Genomic DNA, 19333 nt, shown 5'->3' on the forward strand with positions numbered 1-19333 from the left:
GCGATGCGTTACAGCCCGATGGTCGACGGCCCCGGCACTTGCCTCAGGGGAACGGCCGGCAAGTGAAAGCTGAATAGCGTGCCTCGTTGCTTGTCGGAGATGACCTCCATGCGTCCGCCGTGGGCCAGGGCAATCTGATTGGCTATGTAAAGGCCAAGGCCAAGCCCCTGTCTTGGCGCCGCAGACAGCGGCCTGGTGAATGGCTGGAACAAGTGGTCCAGCGTTTGTGCGGCGATGGGGTGCCCGTAGTTGTGCACGCTGAGCACGAACTCCCCATCGGCGATGGCCGCCCTGACCGTTACCGGCCCGTCAGGTGCACCATGGGCCAGCGCGTTGGCGATAAGGTTGGAGAGTAGCTGGGTCACCCGTTCGCGATCACAGCACAGACCGCTGATGTCACCGATCTCCAGCAGAATCTGCCGCTGCGGATGCACATGCTGAAGCTCCGAGGCCACATGCCAGAGGCCTTCGCTCAGGTCTGGACAGGGCTGCAGGTTCAACGGGATGCCGTTGCCCAGCCGGCCTCTGGCAAAGTCCAGCACGTCGCGCACAAGCTGTGAGGCCCGCTGCCCGCAAGTATGAATGTGGCGGGCGATCGCGCGGTTCTTGTCGTCGTCCAGGCGCTGAGTCAACAGTTCGGCGCCTGCGGTGATGGCAAACAGAGGATTGCGCAGATCATGGCCAAGCACTGCGATGAACTGTTCGCGCACTTCTGCCAATGCGCGTTCCTCACGCAGGGCGCGCTCGGTGTGCTGTGCTTTTTCTTCGCTCTCTATCTGGATGGCCAACAGGCGTGCAAAAGACGCCATCATGGGCACGATGGCGCTGCCCTTGAGCGCTGCCGGGGCCGGGTCAAGCGCACAGATGGTGCCAAAAAAACGGCCATCGCTACGCACGACCGGGACTGAAATGTAGCTTTCGAAGCGATAAAGCTTAGGTGTGTGATGCCTGCAATATTGTTCGTCTTCACTGGCTTTGTCGATCACGATGGTCCGGTGGGTGGTCTTGACCTCGTGACACAGGGTGGTGGCCACATCGAGGTCGTCGCCCACGTTCAGGCCGAAGCCCAAGGTGTCGAGTACGGCGCAGGCTGTCCAGCTGTTGTCGGTGACGCGCGCCACGGCGGCAAACTGCATGCCGGTCGTTTCGCAGATGACCTGAAGGATGGCAGGTACTGCATTGATGCGGCCAATGGTGGCGATATCTGCGTTGATGGCGTCGGGCATGAACGGTCCCAATGTCGGCGACGAAAAGCTGTCAACCATGCAGTCTAGCGGAGCTGCTGGGGGATGACGAAAAACTTGGCGAGAGCGCTGCCACTTGCGTTAGGCTGGCCCAACGCGTTGCCCAAAAGAGGCGACCGGTTTTCGCCTGGCGTGCGTCACTTCCAATCATTTGCGAGGTTTCGACATGGCCATCACATCCCAGGACATCTGCAGTGCTGCCGACCAGCTCAAGGGCTTTGTCGGCTTTCATGGCAAGCGCGGCGTTCATATCGTGCGCTTTTCCGAAGACGCGTTCGGTATGGACGTGGCTGACGAGAGCATCATCCCGTGCAGTGAGTTCGTCTGGCGGCCGGAGCAGGGCGCGCGCATGGCGCTGTGTCGGCAACGCCTGGCGCTGTTGCTGGATCAGCATGTGGACGACCGGCTGAATATTGCCGAACCATTGCGCCAGTATCTGCGGCGCAGTGACCTGCCGGAAATTCTGGCGCAGCGCTCGTTGCGCTGCTGACAGCGTAACGGCGGTCAGCGAGGATATTCTGCCAGGGATGCCGGCTGAAGCGCCGTGGCCTCATCATGGTCGAAATTGACCTGGTCGCGACCGCGTCGCTTGGCGCAGTAGAGTGCCTTGTCTGCCTGTTCCAGCCAGTGTTCGGGGGATTGGAGGTCTGCCCGGTAGGCTGCCATGCCGATACTAAGGCTGACTTTCAAATGCGGCAGTTGCGGGTCACGGTAGCAAACGATGCGCTCGCGCAGACGCTCCATGGCCTGCCTGGCCTCACGCTCACTGGTATCGGGCAGAATCACGCAAAATTCGTCGCCACCATAACGCCCTGCCAGGTCGCCCGCCCGCAGGTTGCGTCTGAGCTCGTCGCTCATCTGTCGCAGCACGCAATCGCCGATCACGTGGCCGAACGTGTCATTGATGGTCTTGAAATGGTCGATATCGATCAGGGCAATCACTGATGGCATTTGCAAGTTCTGGCAAGCCTGGAAGCGCAGCAGGAGCAGGTCCTTCCAGGCGCCGTGATTGAGCAGCCCGGTCAGGCTGTCAGTCAGGCTCAGGTCGCGAAGGCGGCGCTTGTGTTCGGCAAGCTTGATCGCCAGGCGGTAGCACACCCAGCCCAGGGCCAGTGGATAGAGTGTCAGCATTGGCAGGCAGGCAAAGATCTGCAGTGGTGTGGCGTTGAGCTGTAACCCTGTGCCCAGCAGTGCGCTGGCCAGCAGCATGCCGACCAGTTGCGCCACTAGCCCTCGCATGACCAAGCGTTTGCCGCCAGCGGCCACATTGTTCATGGTCATCATCGAGAGCACAGTGACGCAGGGCAGGGGGTTGAAATGCATGGCTGCGGTCCAGAAACCACCCATCAGTGAATCCAGCAGCAGGTTGCGCTGTTCCGCCTGGTACGGTGCAATCGACCGCCGTGCCCACTGGTAGGCCACATGGGGCCAGAGCAAGCCGTTGAAGAGCAGCAGCAACCATGCCCAGGTGGGGGGCGAAAGTGGCGCGACCGCTGCAGCGACGCTGAACAGGCCAATGCCCAGGCCGATCATGCGCGGCAGGTAGATACGCCTGACGAAAGAAAGTCCCTTGCCGCTGCGGTTGTCCATGATGGTGGTCGTTCTTCTGCTGAGTCGCCGTTTATCGCACAACTCACGTCAATAGTGTTCAACAGTCTGCCATTGACGAAAAATGACCTTGCAAGCCAATTCACGGTTGATGCGGCCCCTATGGGTGACCGCATGTTATTTGTGCCTGGTGGCTTGCCACTCATGATGCCCATGGCGGACTCCATTGGCGGGCCCGAGCCTGCTATGGCAGTGCGCTGAAGGTCATTGCTTGTTGTCCTGCTTGCCGAATGAAGACTTTTTTTCATCCTTTAATAGCTGCGAAGGTGGCTTGCCGCTGTCGCTGCGCACCTGCGCGTGGCTGATCAGCGCGAAAATGAAGCTGCCACCAATGATGTTCCCGGCCAGGGTCGGCAGGGCAAACTCAAGCCAGAAGCTGCGCCAGGATTCGTCTCCGGCCCAGACCAGATAGGACACCTCGACCGAGCCTACGACGATGTGAGTGAAGTCGCCCAGGGCCATCAGGTAGGTGATCATCAGGATGATCCAGATCTTGGCGTGCTCCATGGAGGGGATCATCCACACCATGGTCGCTATCATCCAGCCCGATACAATGCCCTTGGCGAACATCTGGCTGATATCGTTCTCCATCACCTTGCGGCCGATATCGAGGAAGGCGACATCCGTCTTGCTGTCGAAAATGGGTAGTTCGAGCATGACCCAGGCGACCAGCAAGGTGCCTGCCAGGTTGCCGACCAGCACTACGCCCCACAGCCGCAAAAGGCGCCCGAGGTTGGCGAAGGTCGGCGTTGTCATGATCGGCAGCACCGCTGTGATGGTGTTTTCAGTAAACAGTTGCTGACGCGCCAGGATCACCGCAAGAAAGCCTGCGCTGTAGCCAATGCTGGCGACAACCTGGGCACTCTCACCCTCCGGCAGGCGAGCGTAGAACAGCCCCATGGCCATGAATGAAAGGCCCATGGTCAGGCCTGCTGCCAGGGCCGACCACCACAGCGCCGCGAGGGTGCGCTCCAGTTCCTGGTCGCCCTGGTAGCGAATGATCTCGTGCAGAACCGCCGCCCTCGGGGGTTGGTTATGGCTGACTTCCTTCTCTTCATCAGCCGACAGGCCAGGGGTCTTCTCGCTCTGCGCATCGCTCATGCCATTGCCCTCCACGGAGTGTTTATCTACAGAGCGATGGTTCATGCATTTAGTTGCCGGGCGGCTGCAAAATGCATCTTGAAGTTTTTTAGATCAAGGTGTTGACTCAAATTTCAAACCGCGTATTATTCGCCTCCTCGCAGCGTTGAACGCTACGAGGCAGGCGGTAAGTTGTTGAAGTTCAAGGCTTTTGAAAGAAAGCAGATTCAAAAAAACTTCAAAACAAACGCTTGACAGCAAATGAGGAAAGCGTAGAATGCGCGCCTCGGTTGAGATGAAAAGCTCTTAACCAAACGCTCTTTAACAAATCGAATCAAGCAATTCGTGTGGGTGCTTGTGAGTACGGACTGATAGTCAGAAAGATTATCAGCATCACAAGTGACCATGCGAGAAATCACATAGTCATTTGAGATTGCTGAGCCAAGTTTAGGGTTTCTTAAAAACCCAAGCAGTATTGAACTGAAGAGTTTGATCATGGCTCAGATTGAACGCTGGCGGCAGGCCTAACACATGCAAGTCGAGCGGATGACGGGAGCTTGCTCCTTGATTCAGCGGCGGACGGGTGAGTAATGCCTAGGAATCTGCCTGGTAGTGGGGGACAACGTTTCGAAAGGAACGCTAATACCGCATACGTCCTACGGGAGAAAGCAGGGGACCTTCGGGCCTTGCGCTATCAGATGAGCCTAGGTCGGATTAGCTAGTTGGTGGGGTAATGGCTCACCAAGGCAACGATCCGTAACTGGTCTGAGAGGATGATCAGTCACACTGGAACTGAGACACGGTCCAGACTCCTACGGGAGGCAGCAGTGGGGAATATTGGACAATGGGCGAAAGCCTGATCCAGCCATGCCGCGTGTGTGAAGAAGGTCTTCGGATTGTAAAGCACTTTAAGTTGGGAGGAAGGGCATTAACCTAATACGTTAGTGTTTTGACGTTACCGACAGAATAAGCACCGGCTAACTCTGTGCCAGCAGCCGCGGTAATACAGAGGGTGCAAGCGTTAATCGGAATTACTGGGCGTAAAGCGCGCGTAGGTGGTTTGTTAAGTTGGATGTGAAAGCCCCGGGCTCAACCTGGGAACTGCATCCAAAACTGGCAAGCTAGAGTACGGTAGAGGGTGGTGGAATTTCCTGTGTAGCGGTGAAATGCGTAGATATAGGAAGGAACACCAGTGGCGAAGGCGACCACCTGGACTGATACTGACACTGAGGTGCGAAAGCGTGGGGAGCAAACAGGATTAGATACCCTGGTAGTCCACGCCGTAAACGATGTCAACTAGCCGTTGGAATCCTTGAGATTTTAGTGGCGCAGCTAACGCATTAAGTTGACCGCCTGGGGAGTACGGCCGCAAGGTTAAAACTCAAATGAATTGACGGGGGCCCGCACAAGCGGTGGAGCATGTGGTTTAATTCGAAGCAACGCGAAGAACCTTACCAGGCCTTGACATGCAGAGAACTTTCCAGAGATGGATTGGTGCCTTCGGGAACTCTGACACAGGTGCTGCATGGCTGTCGTCAGCTCGTGTCGTGAGATGTTGGGTTAAGTCCCGTAACGAGCGCAACCCTTGTCCTTAGTTACCAGCACGTTATGGTGGGCACTCTAAGGAGACTGCCGGTGACAAACCGGAGGAAGGTGGGGATGACGTCAAGTCATCATGGCCCTTACGGCCTGGGCTACACACGTGCTACAATGGTCGGTACAGAGGGTTGCCAAGCCGCGAGGTGGAGCTAATCTCACAAAACCGATCGTAGTCCGGATCGCAGTCTGCAACTCGACTGCGTGAAGTCGGAATCGCTAGTAATCGCGAATCAGAATGTCGCGGTGAATACGTTCCCGGGCCTTGTACACACCGCCCGTCACACCATGGGAGTGGGTTGCACCAGAAGTAGCTAGTCTAACCTTCGGGAGGACGGTTACCACGGTGTGATTCATGACTGGGGTGAAGTCGTAACAAGGTAGCCGTAGGGGAACCTGCGGCTGGATCACCTCCTTAATCGACGACATCAGCCTGCTGATGAGCTCCCACACGAATTGCTTGATTCTTTGTAAAAGGCGATCAGGACCTAAATATAGGTCCAGCGCTGTTCCTGATCAGAACTCAGAAATGAACATTCGGTTTGAATGTTGATTTCTGGCTTTTGTCAGATCGTTCTTTAAAAATTCGGATATGTGATAGAAATAGACTGAACACCAGTTTCACTGCTGGTGGATCAGGCTAAGGTAAAATTTGTGAGTTCTGCTCGAAAGAGCAACATGCGAATTTTCGGCGAATGTCGTCTTCACAGTATAACCAGATTGCTTGGGGTTATATGGTCAAGTGAAGAAGCGCATACGGTGGATGCCTTGGCAGTCAGAGGCGATGAAAGACGTGGTAGCCTGCGATAAGCTTTGGGGAGTCGGCAAACAGACTGTGATCCAGAGATCTCTGAATGGGGGAACCCACTCAGCATAAGCTGAGTATCTTGTACTGAATACATAGGTGCAAGAGGCGAACCAGGGGAACTGAAACATCTAAGTACCCTGAGGAAAAGAAATCAACCGAGATTCCCTTAGTAGTGGCGAGCGAACGGGGACCAGCCCTTAAGTTGATTTGAGATTAGTGGAACGCTCTGGAAAGTGCGGCCATAGTGGGTGATAGCCCCGTACACGAAAATCTCTTATCAATGAAATCGAGTAGGACGGAGCACGAGAAACTTTGTCTGAACATGGGGGGACCATCCTCCAAGGCTAAATACTACTGACTGACCGATAGTGAACCAGTACCGTGAGGGAAAGGCGAAAAGAACCCCGGAGAGGGGAGTGAAATAGATCCTGAAACCGTATGCGTACAAGCAGTGGGAGCCTACTTTGTTAGGTGACTGCGTACCTTTTGTATAATGGGTCAGCGACTTATATTCAGTGGCGAGCTTAACCGAATAGGGGAGGCGTAGCGAAAGCGAGTCTTAATAGGGCGTTTAGTCGCTGGGTATAGACCCGAAACCGGGCGATCTATCCATGGGCAGGTTGAAGGTTAGGTAACACTGACTGGAGGACCGAACCGACTACCGTTGAAAAGTTAGCGGATGACCTGTGGATCGGAGTGAAAGGCTAATCAAGCTCGGAGATAGCTGGTTCTCCTCGAAAGCTATTTAGGTAGCGCCTCATGTATCACTGTAGGGGGTAGAGCACTGTTTCGGCTAGGGGGTCATCCCGACTTACCAAACCGATGCAAACTCCGAATACCTACAAGTGCCGAGCATGGGAGACACACGGCGGGTGCTAACGTCCGTCGTGAAAAGGGAAACAACCCAGACCGTCAGCTAAGGTCCCAAAGTCATGGTTAAGTGGGAAACGATGTGGGAAGGCTTAGACAGCTAGGAGGTTGGCTTAGAAGCAGCCACCCTTTAAAGAAAGCGTAATAGCTCACTAGTCGAGTCGGCCTGCGCGGAAGATGTAACGGGGCTCAAACCATGCACCGAAGCTACGGGTATCACCTTTGGTGATGCGGTAGAGGAGCGTTCTGTAAGCCTGTGAAGGTGAGTTGAGAAGCTTGCTGGAGGTATCAGAAGTGCGAATGCTGACATGAGTAACGACAATGCGAGTGAAAAACTCGCACGCCGAAAGACCAAGGTTTCCTGCGCAACGTTAATCGACGCAGGGTTAGTCGGTCCCTAAGGCGAGGCTGAAAAGCGTAGTCGATGGAAAACAGGTTAATATTCCTGTACTTCCAGTTATTGCGATGGAGGGACGGAGAAGGCTAGGCCAGCTTGGCGTTGGTTGTCCAAGTTTAAGGTGGTAGGCTGAGATCTTAGGCAAATCCGGGATCTCAAAGCCGAGAGCTGATGACGAGTTGCCTTTAGGCGACGAAGTGGTTGATGCCATGCTTCCAAGAAAAGCTCCTAAGCTTCAGATAACTGGGAACCGTACCCCAAACCGACACAGGTGGTTAGGTAGAGAATACCAAGGCGCTTGAGAGAACTCGGGTGAAGGAACTAGGCAAAATGGCACCGTAACTTCGGGAGAAGGTGCGCCGGTGAGGGTGAAGGACTTGCTCCGTAAGCTCATGCCGGTCGAAGATACCAGGCCGCTGCGACTGTTTATTAAAAACACAGCACTCTGCAAACACGAAAGTGGACGTATAGGGTGTGACGCCTGCCCGGTGCCGGAAGGTTAATTGATGGGGTTAGCGCAAGCGAAGCTCTTGATCGAAGCCCCGGTAAACGGCGGCCGTAACTATAACGGTCCTAAGGTAGCGAAATTCCTTGTCGGGTAAGTTCCGACCTGCACGAATGGCGTAACGATGGCGGCGCTGTCTCCACCCGAGACTCAGTGAAATTGAAATCGCTGTGAAGATGCAGTGTATCCGCGGCTAGACGGAAAGACCCCGTGAACCTTTACTATAGCTTTGCACTGGACTTTGAATTTGCTTGTGTAGGATAGGTGGGAGGCTTTGAAGTGGGGACGCCAGTTCTCATGGAGCCATCCTTGAAATACCACCCTGGCAACTTTGAGGTTCTAACTCAGGTCCGTTATCCGGATCGAGGACAGTGTATGGTGGGTAGTTTGACTGGGGCGGTCTCCTCCCAAAGAGTAACGGAGGAGTACGAAGGTGCGCTCAGACCGGTCGGAAATCGGTCGTAGAGTATAAAGGCAAAAGCGCGCTTGACTGCGAGACAAACACGTCGAGCAGGTACGAAAGTAGGTCTTAGTGATCCGGTGGTTCTGTATGGAAGGGCCATCGCTCAACGGATAAAAGGTACTCCGGGGATAACAGGCTGATACCGCCCAAGAGTTCATATCGACGGCGGTGTTTGGCACCTCGATGTCGGCTCATCACATCCTGGGGCTGAAGCCGGTCCCAAGGGTATGGCTGTTCGCCATTTAAAGTGGTACGCGAGCTGGGTTTAGAACGTCGTGAGACAGTTCGGTCCCTATCTGCCGTGGACGTTTGAGATTTGAGAGGGGCTGCTCCTAGTACGAGAGGACCGGAGTGGACGAACCTCTGGTGTTCCGGTTGTCACGCCAGTGGCATTGCCGGGTAGCTATGTTCGGAAGAGATAACCGCTGAAAGCATCTAAGCGGGAAACTTGCCTCAAGATGAGATCTCACTGGGATCTTGAATCCCCTAAAGGGCCGTCGAAGACTACGACGTTGATAGGTTGGGTGTGTAAGCGCTGTGAGGCGTTGAGCTAACCAATACTAATTGCCCGTGAGGCTTGACCATATAACACCCAAGCAATTTGCTTCTGCAGATTGTGGTGGTGAAGACGAAAGAACCGAAAGTTCGCAACATCACAACTATCGCATATCCGAATTCGCTGGGCTGTCCATCTGGACATTCTGGCTACAGAATTTCTTGACGACCATAGAGCATTGGAACCACCTGATCCCATCCCGAACTCAGTAGTGAAACGATGCATCGCCGATGGTAGTGTGGGGTTTCCCCATGTGAGAGTAGGTCATCGTCAAGATTCATTTCGCAAAACCCCTATCTGCGCGAGCAGGTAGGGGTTTTGTCTTTCCGATATTCGCACACCTTTCTCCAGGCAAAGATGTTTTGTCCCTCTCGCACCTGCGCAAACGCGCCGAAGGGTGCGACAATTATTCCTGTTCATTTACGTGACTTTGCCCTGCCCAAGCTGCGTCAAGGCTTAGGTTCGGGGCATCCTCGCGCCCGGACATAGCGATGCCAGCGTGCCGTGCTGCGCATTTCTGGACCTTCACCGTCCTATACAACTGAGGTTACAAGCAAGATGGCCAAGGCCGCCGATGTCGTTGTGCAATGCCTGGAAAACGAAGGTGTCGAGTATGTGTTCGGCATTCCTGGTGAGGAAAACCTCGACCTGCTGGAATCCCTGCGCAAGTCGAAGATCAAGCTGGTACTGACCCGCCACGAGCAGTCTGCGGGCTTCATGGCAGCCACCTATGGCCGCCTGACCGGCAAGACCGGCGTCAGCCTGTCGACCCTGGGCCCTGGCGCGACCAACCTGGTAACCGCCAGTGCGTACGCCTACCTGGGCGGCATGCCGATGATGATGATTACCGGCCAGAAGCCGATCAAGAAGTCCAAGCAGGGCCGCTTCCAGATCATCGATGTGTGCGGCATGATGGACCCCATCACCAAGTACACCCACCAGTTCGCCTCGGCCGACAACATCCCTTCGCGCATGCGTGAAGCGTTCCGCCTGGCCGAAGAAGAAAAACCGGGCGCCGTGCACCTGGAGCTGCCGGAAGACATCGCCGCCGAGCAGACCGATGCCATGCCGATCCCGCGCAGCCTGCACCGCCGTCCGCTGGCCGAGCACGTGGCTATCGAAGCTGCCATCGAGAAACTGCGCACCGCCCGCAGCCCTATCCTGGTGATCGGTGCCGGCGCCAACCGCAAGATGACCGCCAAGGTCCTCAAGCAACTGGTCGATAAGACCGGTATCCCGTTCGTCACCACCCAGCTGGGCAAGGGTGTGGTTGACGAGCGCAGCCCGCGCTTCCTGGGTAACGCTGCGTTGTCGTCCGGTGATTTCGTGCACCGTGCGATCGAAGCGGCTGACCTGATCGTCAACATCGGCCACGATGTGATCGAGAAGCCGCCGTTCTTCATGGTCCGTGGCGGCACCGAAGTCATTCATATCAACTTCCGTTCCGCCGAAGTCGACGCCGTGTACTTCCCGCAGGTAGAAGTGATCGGCGACATCGCCAACGCCGTCTGGCAGATCGCTGAAGGCCTGGGCGACACCTCGCACTGGGACTTCACCCGCCTCATGGCGATTCGTGAAGCCAACGAAGCCCAGATCGCCGAAGGCGGCGACGATGACCGCTTCCCGGTCTACCCTCAGCGCCTGGTTGCCGACATCCGTCGTGTTCTGCCGTCCGAAGGTATCGTCGCCCTGGACAACGGCATCTACAAGATCTGGTTCGCGCGCAACTACAAGGCCCACAAGCCCAACACCGTACTGCTCGATAACGCCCTGGCGACCATGGGCGCCGGCCTGCCGTCGGCCATGGCAGCGCACCTGGTGTACCCGGACCGCCCGGTGATCTCGGTGTGTGGCGATGGTGGTTTCATGATGAACAGCCAGGAGCTGGAAACCGCAGTCCGTCTGGGCATGCACGTTACCGTGGTGATCCTGCGTGACGATGGCTACGGCATGATCCGCTGGAAGCAGGCCAACATGGGCTTCACCGATTTCGGCCTGGACTACGGCAACCCGGACTTCGTCAAGTACGCCGAAGCCTACGGTGCCAATGGCCACCGCGTGGAAAGCGCCGAAGGTTTGCTGCCGCTGCTCGAGCACTGCATCAAGACCCCGGGCGTGCACGTGATCGACTGCCCGGTCGACTACAGCGAGAACGACCGCATCCTCAACAGCGAGCTGCGTGAGCGCGCGCTGGCGGTGTAAGCCTTAAGGCCCGATCGCCGGCAAGCTGTTCCCACGGGAATATCACTGGTCTCTTTGGCCAGTGATTGGCAAGTGGGGCGGTTTGTCGGCGATCAGGCTCTACAGAGCAGGGCCTGCGCTCGTTGGCGCGCATATATTCACCACCGCTCAGATCTCACGATTCACCACTCTGGTTCTCAAGCCCCATGGAGAACACGAGAACATGACGATTGGATCGTCATACAACCACCCCGCCAAACTGGCCATTGAGCCTCCTTCAACCTCGCAACCTTGGGCTGCGCTTCCCGAAACCACCAGACCTTTTGTTTGGATGATCGATTTCACCTTTGATCACTACCCGCATTATCAGATGCTGTAGGTAATGGAATTCGTGGCTATCAGGTAGATAAGTCTTACCGGAGGTCTTCGCTTTTCCCACAGGTCTGTGGGAGTGCGCTGACTGTCGCTCCCCAGCCTGACCCCGTTTTACTGGCGCTCTTCCACAACAACCAAAAAAGGAAGCCGCCATGTCCGAACTATGCCTCCCCATAAGCCCGGTAAAAATCGCCGTCATTCAGTACGACCCTCAGGTTGGGCTAGACAATCGCGATGGCAACCTGAAACACGGGTTGGCCCTGGCCCGGCGAGCTGCTCGCGAAGGTGCCAACCTGATTGTGCTGCCTGAACTGGCAAACACCGGTTATACCTTTCAGTCGCGTGCCGAAGCCTATGCTCATGCCCAGACGCTACAGGAAGGGCCAGCCTGCAGGCGTGGGCGGACTTTGCGCAGGAACAACAGGTTTATCTGGCCGCAGGCTTCGCGGAACGCGATGGTCTGAAACTCTATGACAGTGCAGTGCTGTTCGGGCCTGAGGGGATGCTTGGGCATTACCGCAAGGCCCACCTGTGGAATCAGGAAAAGCTGTGGTTCACCCCCGGCGACCTGGGCTTCCCAGTCTTCGAAACGCCCATCGGGCGTATAGGTTTGTTGATCTGTTGGGATATCTGGTTTCCCGAGGTCCCACGCCTGATGGCGGCGCAAGGTGCCGACATCCTCTGCAGCCTGAACAACTGGGTATGGACGCCACCACCGCTGTTCGATGCTGCCGGACGTTGCATGGCTTCATACCTCACCATGACGGCAGCACACGTCAACAATGTCTATATCGCCGCCGCCAACCGAATCGGTAGCGAGCGGGGAGGCCGTTTTCTGGGTTGTTCGCTGATCGCCGGGACCAACGGATGACCCATCGGTGAAACGGCCAGCGCAGATCACGAAACCATCCTCTATGCCGATGTCGATCTCAGCGCAGCCCGTTCGGCGCCAATCTGGAACAGCCTCAACGACTTGCCGCGAGACCGGCGTACAGATCTTTACGACGCCACGCTCGGCTATCGCATGCATGCACCGATGCCTCGCTGAGGAGACGGAAATGAAGGTTAAACTCATTTCGCCTCAGCAATTGATCCCAGCATTGATGCTGGCCAGCCTGACAGTATTGCTGGCTGCCAGCCTGGTGCTTGGTCAATGGCCGGATTATGCACAGTGGACTGCGAAACTGGATCAGCCACTGAGCCGCCTGCGCTGGATAATCGCAGACATCAGCGAAGTCACTTTTTACAAGCATGAACTACCCGCCCTCGGCTTGCTGCTCGGCGCTTGCCTGGCGCATTGGGCCTATATCCGTGGCTACCGTTGCCAGGGCTTCGCCATCTGTTATGGCAGTGGCTTGTGGCCCTGGGTTTTCATCAGCTCGCTGCTTGGCTTGCTGCTCAGTCATGCCTTGTGGGGCTGGACCTTGGCCAGTGGCGCCTGGCAACCCACATTCGTCGCCTTCGTCTCGCTGCCTGCTGCCATGGTTCTGCTGTTTGGTGGCGGCTGGCAGGTGACGATTACCGGTGCGGTGTTGGGCGCACTGCTGGTAGCACCAGCCAGCCTGTTGCTGGTCAATTACCTGTGCTACCCCCTGCAGTTGCCTGCCGTGATCGGCAATGTCAGCGGGATGGCTGTAGCAAGCGTGATGGCTTTCATGCTGTGCAGGCGCTTTCCATCGCTGGTCGAGCGCGGCCGCAGGCCCGAGACGTTGCAGGCTGTTGCGCCAAACCCGGACTATGGCGTGGTCTGGTCACTCAGGCGAGTTCTGGCCGATTTCAGCGAAGGGCCATTTTTCGGAAATGAACTGGCCAGTCTGGGGCTCTTGCTGGGTGTGCTGGCCGCCTACATGCTAGCGCCCGCTGCACCCGCCTATGGCTCGCAACTGGTTGTTCAGCTGGTGGCCGGGCAGGGGTTGTCTTCACTGGTTGGTGTAGTGATCTGGCGTCGTCAGTGGCAAGCACGTGGCTGGTATCCCACCTACATTCCCATTGTGTCGGTTGTTCCTGCCGCAGTGCTGACCCATGGCGGTAGCTGGCAGGTGGTCATGCTCAGCGCAGTATTGGGCGCGCTGATCGCACCGCCGTTGGCTGTGGCCATCAGCCAGCGGTTACCGAGCCATATGCATGGCTATATCGGTAACGTTCTATCCATGGCCATCAGTACATTAGGTATCGTGCCGCTGGTCGGGCTTGTTACGGGAGTTGGCGTATGACGGAAGTTGAAAATTTGCCTCGCTTGTCGATTGCCAGCCTGGGAGGAACAGCCAGCATGCAGGCTGGTGAACCGGGGCGGGGGGTGACGCCAAGTCTCGACTGTGAGAGGCAATTGGCCTTGTTACCTCACTTGCGCGAAATGGCGCACCTTGAAGTGGCCACGCTGTGTCTGGTCCCTAGTGCCTCACTGAGTTTCGGGATGCTTCTGGATGTGCTGGCCTGGGCTCGCGCTGAAATCGAAGGTGGCTCGCAGGCAGTGATACTCACTCAGGGGACCGATACGCTGGAGGAGACGGCCTACTTTTTCAACCTGCTCTGGCCTTTCGACGCACCGCTGGTGCTTACCGGTGCAATGCGCCCGCCCAGCCAGCCGGGGAGCGATGGGCCGGCCAATCTGCTGGCGGCGACGCAGGTAGCTCTGGCTCACGCTAGCAGGGGAAGAGGTGCGCTGGTAGTGATCAACGACCAGATCCACTGCGCAACACGGGTACGCAAGACTGCCAGCCTGTCGATGGCCGCGTTCGAGTCGCCTGGCAGTGGGCCCGTTGGTGAACTCGTAGAAGGCTTGGCGGTTTATCGTCAACCGCCTTGCCCGCGCAAGGTGCTACCGCTCCCCGAACGCGTCGAGCACCGGGTTGCGCTGCTGGAAGCTTGCCTGGATGCAGACACAACCTTGCTGCAGGCTGTTGCGGCCTTTGGCTTCGAGGGGCTGGTCATATCCGGGTTTGGTGCCGGGCACGTTTCCAGCGCCTGGTCCGATGTGTTGGGTGAGCTGGCGGCGAACCTGCCGGTGATTGTCGCTACCCGCACCGGAAGTGGTACCACCGCTCGGGCCACCTATGGTTTTGCGGGTGCCGAGATCGACTTGCAGTCCAAAGGCGTACACATGGCCGGACAACTCTGCCCGCGCAAGTGTCGAATATTGTTGTGGCTGCTACTCGGCACGGGGCAACAGTCGTCGCTGTGCACCTGGCTACCCCAATAGGGTAAATGCCCGCAGCTCTGTGGCTGTGGGCAGCCCTTGATCCGTCGCTGTGATAGGGTGCACACACTTTTGCTTTTCAGGATGTGCAACCATGCTCCCCCCCCTCAGCGAAAAAGAACTCCACCGCCTGGAAGACCTGCTGATCACCTACGGCAACGACTATTCGGTACTCAACCTTGCCGAGCTCAACGGCTTTTTCACCGGCCTGGCCAGCTCGCCGTCGCGGGTCAACCCTGAGCAGTGGTTGCCTGCGGTCGCCGGTGGCAAGGTGCCGAAGTTCAAGAAGCCTGCCCATGAAGAAGCCTATACGGCACTGATGCTGCGCTATGCCCACCAGGTGGCGGAACAGCTTGCGCAGAACGTCGACGGCTTCGAGCCGGTGTTCGAAGAAAGTGAAAGCGAGGAAGGGCCGGCGATCATCATGGAAGAGTGGTGCTTTGGCTACATGCGCGCTACCCAGATCGCACAATGGGGCGACCTTCCGCCCGAGCAGGATCAATTGCTCAAGGCTATTTCGCTGCACGGGCTGGAGGATAACTTCGAGCTGCTCGATACCATGAGTTTCGATGAGCTGCAGGCCTGCGTGCCACATGTGGTCGCAGCGGCGAAGGGCTTGTATCGGTATCAGAAGCAGCAGCGCCACTGACCCGATGGGGCGGGGCCCTTTTGGGTCTGCCCCGCCCACGGGCCTTGGGTACCCAGTGATTATTTCGCATCGCGAAATTATGATCTTCCCCCAGCACTGATTCTGCAATTCAGCGATTCAGCGCAGCATGTGCTCCACCAGCACCACGCCGGTGCCGACCCTGGAGCACAGACCATGATCAAACTCTACAACTTCCCCAAGTCCGGCCATGCCCATCGCATCGAGCTGATGTTGTCGCTGCTGGACCTGCCCACCGAACTGGTGTTCGTGGACCTGGCCAAGGGCGCGCACAAGCAGCCGGAATTCCTCGCCCTCAACCCCCTCGGCCAGGTGCCGGTGATCGATGACAACGGTACTGTCATTGCCGACTCCAACGCCATCCTCGTCTACCTGGCCAGCACGTACGACAAAGCCGGCCATTGGCTGCCCCATGACCCGGTCACCGCTGCCCGTGTGCAACGCTGGTTGTCCACCGCCGCAGGGCCGCTCGCCTTCGGCCCGGCCGCTGCCCGTCTGGTTACAGTGTTTGGCGCCTCATTCAACACCGACGAAGTCATCGGTCGCGCCCACGCCTTGCTCAAGGTGATGGACCGCGAACTGGCCGAGTCGCCATTCCTGGTGGGCGACCAGCCGACCATCGCTGATGTGGCCAACTACTCCTACATCGCCCATGCCCCCGAGGGCAACGTCTCGCTGGAGCCGTACCCCAACGTACGCGCCTGGCTGGCACGCATCGAAGCGCTGCCAGGCTTCGTCGCCATGCCACGTACCGCCGTGGGCCTGCAAGCCAACGCCTGAGCCGCAATCCAACCGAGGAACGCCGCCATGCAACAAACCCCTGACCCTCGACCCTCGCCCTGGCACGTTGGCGAAAAACGGCTGCAGGAGCAGGCCGGTGTGGCGCAGCGCATGGAGGTGTTCGGGCAGAAGGTCATCCGTGACTACATGCCCGACCAACACCGCGAGTTCTACCGGCAACTGCCGTTCCTGGTCGCAGGCGCCGTGGATGCCCAGGGCAAACCGTGGGCGACGCTGCTTGAAGGCCCCGAAGGCTTCGTCAGCTCGCCCGACCCACGGCAATTGCTGATCGACACCCAACTCGCCAGCGACGACCCGGCAACGCCAGGCCTGGGCGCAGGCGGTGCTGTCGGCCTGCTCGGCATCGAGTTGCACAGCCGCCGGCGCAACCGCATCAACGGGCTTATCCAGCAAGGGAGCGGTGGCCCGCTGGCGGTGATGGTGGAGCATGCCTTCGGCAATTGTCCCCAGTACATTCAGCTGCGCGCTTACACGCGTGTCGATGAGCCGCAGCAGGGCAGGCTGGACTCCAGCGTACTGGATACCCACGCAGTGACGATGATCGAGCAGGCAGACACCTTCTTTGTCGCCAGCTACATTGACCACCAAGACGGCCATCGCGCTGTGGATGTCTCGCACCGCGGCGGCCGGGCCGGGTTCGTCAAGGTCGACGGCAACCGCCTGACCATCCCCGACTATGCCGGCAACTTGCACTTCAATACCCTCGGCAACCTGTTGGAAAATCCGCAGGCAGGGTTGTTGTTCGTCGATTTCAGCAACGGCAACGTGCTGCAAGTGACGGGGCGCACCGATATTTTGCTCGACAGCCCGCTGATCAAAGACTTCGAGGGCGCCGAGCGGCTATGGACGCTTCAGGTCGAACAGGTCGTGCTGCGCCGGGCTGGCGTGTCGTTGCGCTGGGCCTTCCAGGAATACGCACCGACCAGCCTGATGACCGGTACCTGGGCTGAGGCCGAGCAGCGCCAGCAGCAGCGCGAACGGCAGCGCCAATGGCTGACCTGGCGTGTGGAGCGGGTAGAGCAGGAGAGCCGAGACATCCGCTCGTTCTACCTTGCGCCAGACAGGCCGGTAACGTTCGCCCCAGGCCAGCACATTCCTGTGCGTCTCTCGGTGGGAGGCGACACGCCGTTGATTCGCACCTACAGCCTGTCCTGCGCGCCATCGGACGGCCACCTGCGCATCAGCGTCAAGGCCCAGGGTGCGGCTTCGCGGTATTTGCACGAACAGGTCGGCGTGGGCGACCTGCTCGACGTGCGGCTGCCCATGGGCAGTTTTACCCTGGACGGCGACAGTACAAGGCCCATCGTGCTGATTGGTGCAGGCGTAGGTATTACCCCGCTGATCGCCATGTTGCGCGAGCAATTGGCCCGGCAGCAGACGCGGCGAATTCACCTGTTCCACGGCGCCCGCCGCCTCGCTGACTTGCCATTTCAGCAGGAACTGGCCGCGTTGTACGAGCAGGCAGGCGGCCTGTTGAGTGTGCATCGCTCCCTTAGCCAGCCGGAGGACGACGCAGTACCAGGACGCGACTATGAACATGCCGGGCGCCTGGCGATCGAGCAGGTGAAAGCGAAGTTGGCGCTGGATGACTATGACTTCTACCTGTGTGGGCCGGCCAGCTTTACCCAGGACCTGTATGAAGGGTTACGCGCCATACACGTGCCGGACAAGCGCATTCATGCAGAAGCCTTCGGCCCGTCGACGCTCAGGCGTCATACCGATGACAACCAGCCGACGCTGCAGCAGCCACCGGCTGCCAGCGAGCCAGTGCCGGTGTACTTTGCCAGCTCGGCCAAGGAGGCGCGCTGGGCACCGGGCGGTGGTACCTTGCTCGAACTTGCCGAAGCCCGTGGGTTGTCGCCGGACTTCAGCTGCCGGGGCGGTTCGTGCGGCACCTGCAAGACCAAGGTGGTGAGCGGGCAGGTGCATTACCCGAACCCGCCTGCCCAGATGCCGGAAGCGGGGACAGTGCTGATCTGCTGCGCGGTGCCGGGCAAAGCGCAGGAGGGCGGGCAGGCGCTGGTACTGGATATTTGATGCTGCCTGCAGATAGCAGATAATCTCTACCCACGATACCCAGGAGCCGGCATGGACCAGATTCACCTGATGAAGGTGTTCGTCGCGGTAGGCGAGCTGGAAAGCTTCGCTGCTGCCGCCCGCCGTCTGGACATCTCGCCCGCTGCAGTGACCCGCGCTGTCAGCGCGCTTGAGGACATGCTCGGCGTCAAACTGCTGCAACGTACCACGCGCAGCGTGCGCCTGACCCAGGCGGGTAGCCGCTATCTTGAGGACACCCGCCACATCCTCGCCAGCATCTCTGAGGCCAACGAGGCCGCCGCCGGCATCAACGCCACGCCCAAAGGCGAGCTGGCCGTCACCGCGCCCATCCTGTTCGGCAAGAAATTCGTCATGCCGAGCATCGTGCGTTATCTGCAGCGGTACCCCGAGGTGGACGTATCCGCCTACTTCCTCGACCGCATCGTCAACATGGTCGAGGAGGGCATGGACGTTGCGGTGCGTATCGGTCCGCTGCCCGACTCCGGCCTCAAGGCTCTGCGCGTAGGCAGGGTCAGGCGCATGCTCTGCGCCTCGCCTGAATACCTGGCGCGCCATGGTGTGCCGCAGCACCCCTCGGACTTGCCGGCGCATGCGGTGATCGCCACCACCAACCTCTCGCCGCGTGCCGGTTGGCGCTTCGGCGTGACGGACGAACCGACCCTGGTGCGCATCAAGCCCAGGCTCACCGTGACCAGCAACGACGGTGCGATCGCAGCGGCGGTGGGCGGGCTGGGGATTGCCCGGTTGCTGTCCTATCAGGTGGTGGACGAGATCGCCAGCGGGCAGTTACAGGTGCTACTGGCCGACTATGAGGAAGCCCCATGGCCGATCCATGTGCTGCACCGCGAAAGCAAGCACGGTTCAGCCAAGGTGCGCATGTTCGTCGACATGCTGGCGCATGAGCTGCGGGCCCAAGGGCTGGACTGAA

Annotated in this window: 11 protein-coding genes, 3 rRNA genes and 1 pseudogene; 12 read left to right on the forward strand and 3 right to left on the reverse strand. The window is 58.4% G+C overall.

Annotation, left to right across the window (positions count from 1 at the left end):
* Positions 1 to 8 precede the first annotated feature (8 nt).
* Positions 9 to 1226, reverse strand: coding sequence for a GAF domain-containing sensor histidine kinase (locus JOE27_RS22245; RefSeq protein WP_125924206.1), 1218 nt, complete (start codon positions 1224 to 1226; stop codon positions 9 to 11).
* 184 nt (positions 1227 to 1410) lie between these two features.
* Between JOE27_RS22245 and JOE27_RS22250 the strand changes: the two genes are divergently transcribed.
* Positions 1411 to 1734, forward strand: a complete 324-nt coding sequence (locus tag JOE27_RS22250) for a DUF2025 family protein (RefSeq protein ID WP_196997598.1) — start codon at positions 1411 to 1413, stop codon at positions 1732 to 1734.
* Positions 1735 to 1748: 14 nt separating this feature from the next.
* Here the strand turns inward: JOE27_RS22250 and JOE27_RS22255 are convergent, their stop codons facing one another.
* Positions 1749 to 2834: a diguanylate cyclase gene (locus JOE27_RS22255; protein WP_204919917.1), complete on the reverse strand. Its 1086-nt coding sequence runs from the start codon at positions 2832 to 2834 to the stop codon at positions 1749 to 1751.
* 222 nt (positions 2835 to 3056) lie between these two features.
* Positions 3057 to 3953: a formate/nitrite transporter family protein gene (locus tag JOE27_RS22260; protein WP_204919920.1), complete on the reverse strand. Its 897-nt coding sequence runs from the start codon at positions 3951 to 3953 to the stop codon at positions 3057 to 3059.
* Between the two features lie 456 nt (positions 3954 to 4409).
* Between JOE27_RS22260 and JOE27_RS22265 the strand changes: the two genes are divergently transcribed.
* The 11 genes and pseudogenes from JOE27_RS22265 (at position 4410) to JOE27_RS22315 (ending at position 19332) form a co-directional block, all read left to right on the forward strand.
* A 16S ribosomal RNA gene (locus tag JOE27_RS22265) occupies positions 4410 to 5946 on the forward strand.
* 318 nt (positions 5947 to 6264) lie between these two features.
* Positions 6265 to 9156, forward strand: a 23S ribosomal RNA gene (locus tag JOE27_RS22270).
* A gap of 131 nt (positions 9157 to 9287) precedes the next feature.
* Positions 9288 to 9403 (forward strand): 5S ribosomal RNA (rrf, locus tag JOE27_RS22275).
* The 16S, 23S and 5S rRNA genes sit together here, the layout of an rRNA operon.
* Positions 9404 to 9685: 282 nt before the next feature.
* On the forward strand, positions 9686 to 11329 hold the full coding sequence (locus JOE27_RS22280; RefSeq protein ID WP_039604766.1) for an acetolactate synthase large subunit: 1644 nt from the start codon (positions 9686 to 9688) through the stop codon (positions 11327 to 11329).
* Between the two features lie 506 nt (positions 11330 to 11835).
* Positions 11836 to 12731: pseudogene (locus JOE27_RS22285) on the forward strand (nitrilase family protein).
* A 10-nt stretch (positions 12732 to 12741) separates the two neighbouring features.
* Complete coding sequence (locus JOE27_RS22290) at positions 12742 to 13896, forward strand: hypothetical protein (protein WP_115273013.1); 1155 nt, start codon at positions 12742 to 12744, stop codon at positions 13894 to 13896.
* Positions 13893 to 14882 (forward strand): asparaginase, encoded by a 990-nt coding sequence (locus JOE27_RS22295; RefSeq protein ID WP_204919923.1) that lies wholly within the window; start codon positions 13893 to 13895, stop codon positions 14880 to 14882. The genes JOE27_RS22290 and JOE27_RS22295 overlap by 4 nt, the downstream gene beginning before the upstream one ends.
* A 91-nt stretch (positions 14883 to 14973) precedes the next feature.
* Positions 14974 to 15528 carry a UPF0149 family protein gene (locus JOE27_RS22300; protein ID WP_119688380.1) on the forward strand — a complete coding sequence of 185 codons (555 nt, stop codon included), beginning with the start codon at positions 14974 to 14976 and terminating at the stop codon, positions 15526 to 15528.
* 174 nt (positions 15529 to 15702) lie between these two features.
* Positions 15703 to 16326 carry a glutathione S-transferase gene (locus JOE27_RS22305; protein WP_161872278.1) on the forward strand — a complete coding sequence of 208 codons (624 nt, stop codon included), beginning with the start codon at positions 15703 to 15705 and terminating at the stop codon, positions 16324 to 16326.
* A 27-nt stretch (positions 16327 to 16353) separates the two neighbouring features.
* Positions 16354 to 18384, forward strand: a complete 2031-nt coding sequence (locus tag JOE27_RS22310) for a pyridoxamine 5'-phosphate oxidase family protein (RefSeq protein ID WP_204919925.1) — start codon at positions 16354 to 16356, stop codon at positions 18382 to 18384.
* Positions 18385 to 18435: 51 nt separating this feature from the next.
* On the forward strand, positions 18436 to 19332 hold the full coding sequence (locus tag JOE27_RS22315) for a LysR family transcriptional regulator (protein ID WP_204919927.1): 897 nt from the start codon (positions 18436 to 18438) through the stop codon (positions 19330 to 19332).
* Position 19333: the final 1 nt, after the last annotated feature.

The sequence above is a fragment of the Pseudomonas sp. M5 genome, from assembly GCF_016907075.1.
Lineage (GTDB): Bacteria > Pseudomonadota > Gammaproteobacteria > Pseudomonadales > Pseudomonadaceae > Aquipseudomonas > Aquipseudomonas putida_E.

Bases quoted from the DNA above. Each gene is read 5' to 3' on its own strand.
- JOE27_RS22245 (WP_125924206.1), bottom strand. From the start codon at position 1,226: ATGCCCGACGCCATCAACGCAGATATCGCCACCATTGGCCGCATCAAT.
- JOE27_RS22250 (WP_196997598.1), top strand. From the start codon at position 1,411: ATGGCCATCACATCCCAGGACATCTGCAGTGCTGCCGACCAGCTCAAG.
- JOE27_RS22255 (WP_204919917.1), bottom strand. From the start codon at position 2,834: ATGGACAACCGCAGCGGCAAGGGACTTTCTTTCGTCAGGCGTATCTAC.
- JOE27_RS22260 (WP_204919920.1), bottom strand. From the start codon at position 3,953: ATGAGCGATGCGCAGAGCGAGAAGACCCCTGGCCTGTCGGCTGATGAA.
- JOE27_RS22280 (WP_039604766.1), top strand. From the start codon at position 9,686: ATGGCCAAGGCCGCCGATGTCGTTGTGCAATGCCTGGAAAACGAAGGT.
- JOE27_RS22290 (WP_115273013.1), top strand. From the start codon at position 12,742: ATGAAGGTTAAACTCATTTCGCCTCAGCAATTGATCCCAGCATTGATG.
- JOE27_RS22295 (WP_204919923.1), top strand. From the start codon at position 13,893: ATGACGGAAGTTGAAAATTTGCCTCGCTTGTCGATTGCCAGCCTGGGA.
- JOE27_RS22300 (WP_119688380.1), top strand. From the start codon at position 14,974: ATGCTCCCCCCCCTCAGCGAAAAAGAACTCCACCGCCTGGAAGACCTG.
- JOE27_RS22305 (WP_161872278.1), top strand. From the start codon at position 15,703: ATGATCAAACTCTACAACTTCCCCAAGTCCGGCCATGCCCATCGCATC.
- JOE27_RS22310 (WP_204919925.1), top strand. From the start codon at position 16,354: ATGCAACAAACCCCTGACCCTCGACCCTCGCCCTGGCACGTTGGCGAA.
- JOE27_RS22315 (WP_204919927.1), top strand. From the start codon at position 18,436: ATGGACCAGATTCACCTGATGAAGGTGTTCGTCGCGGTAGGCGAGCTG.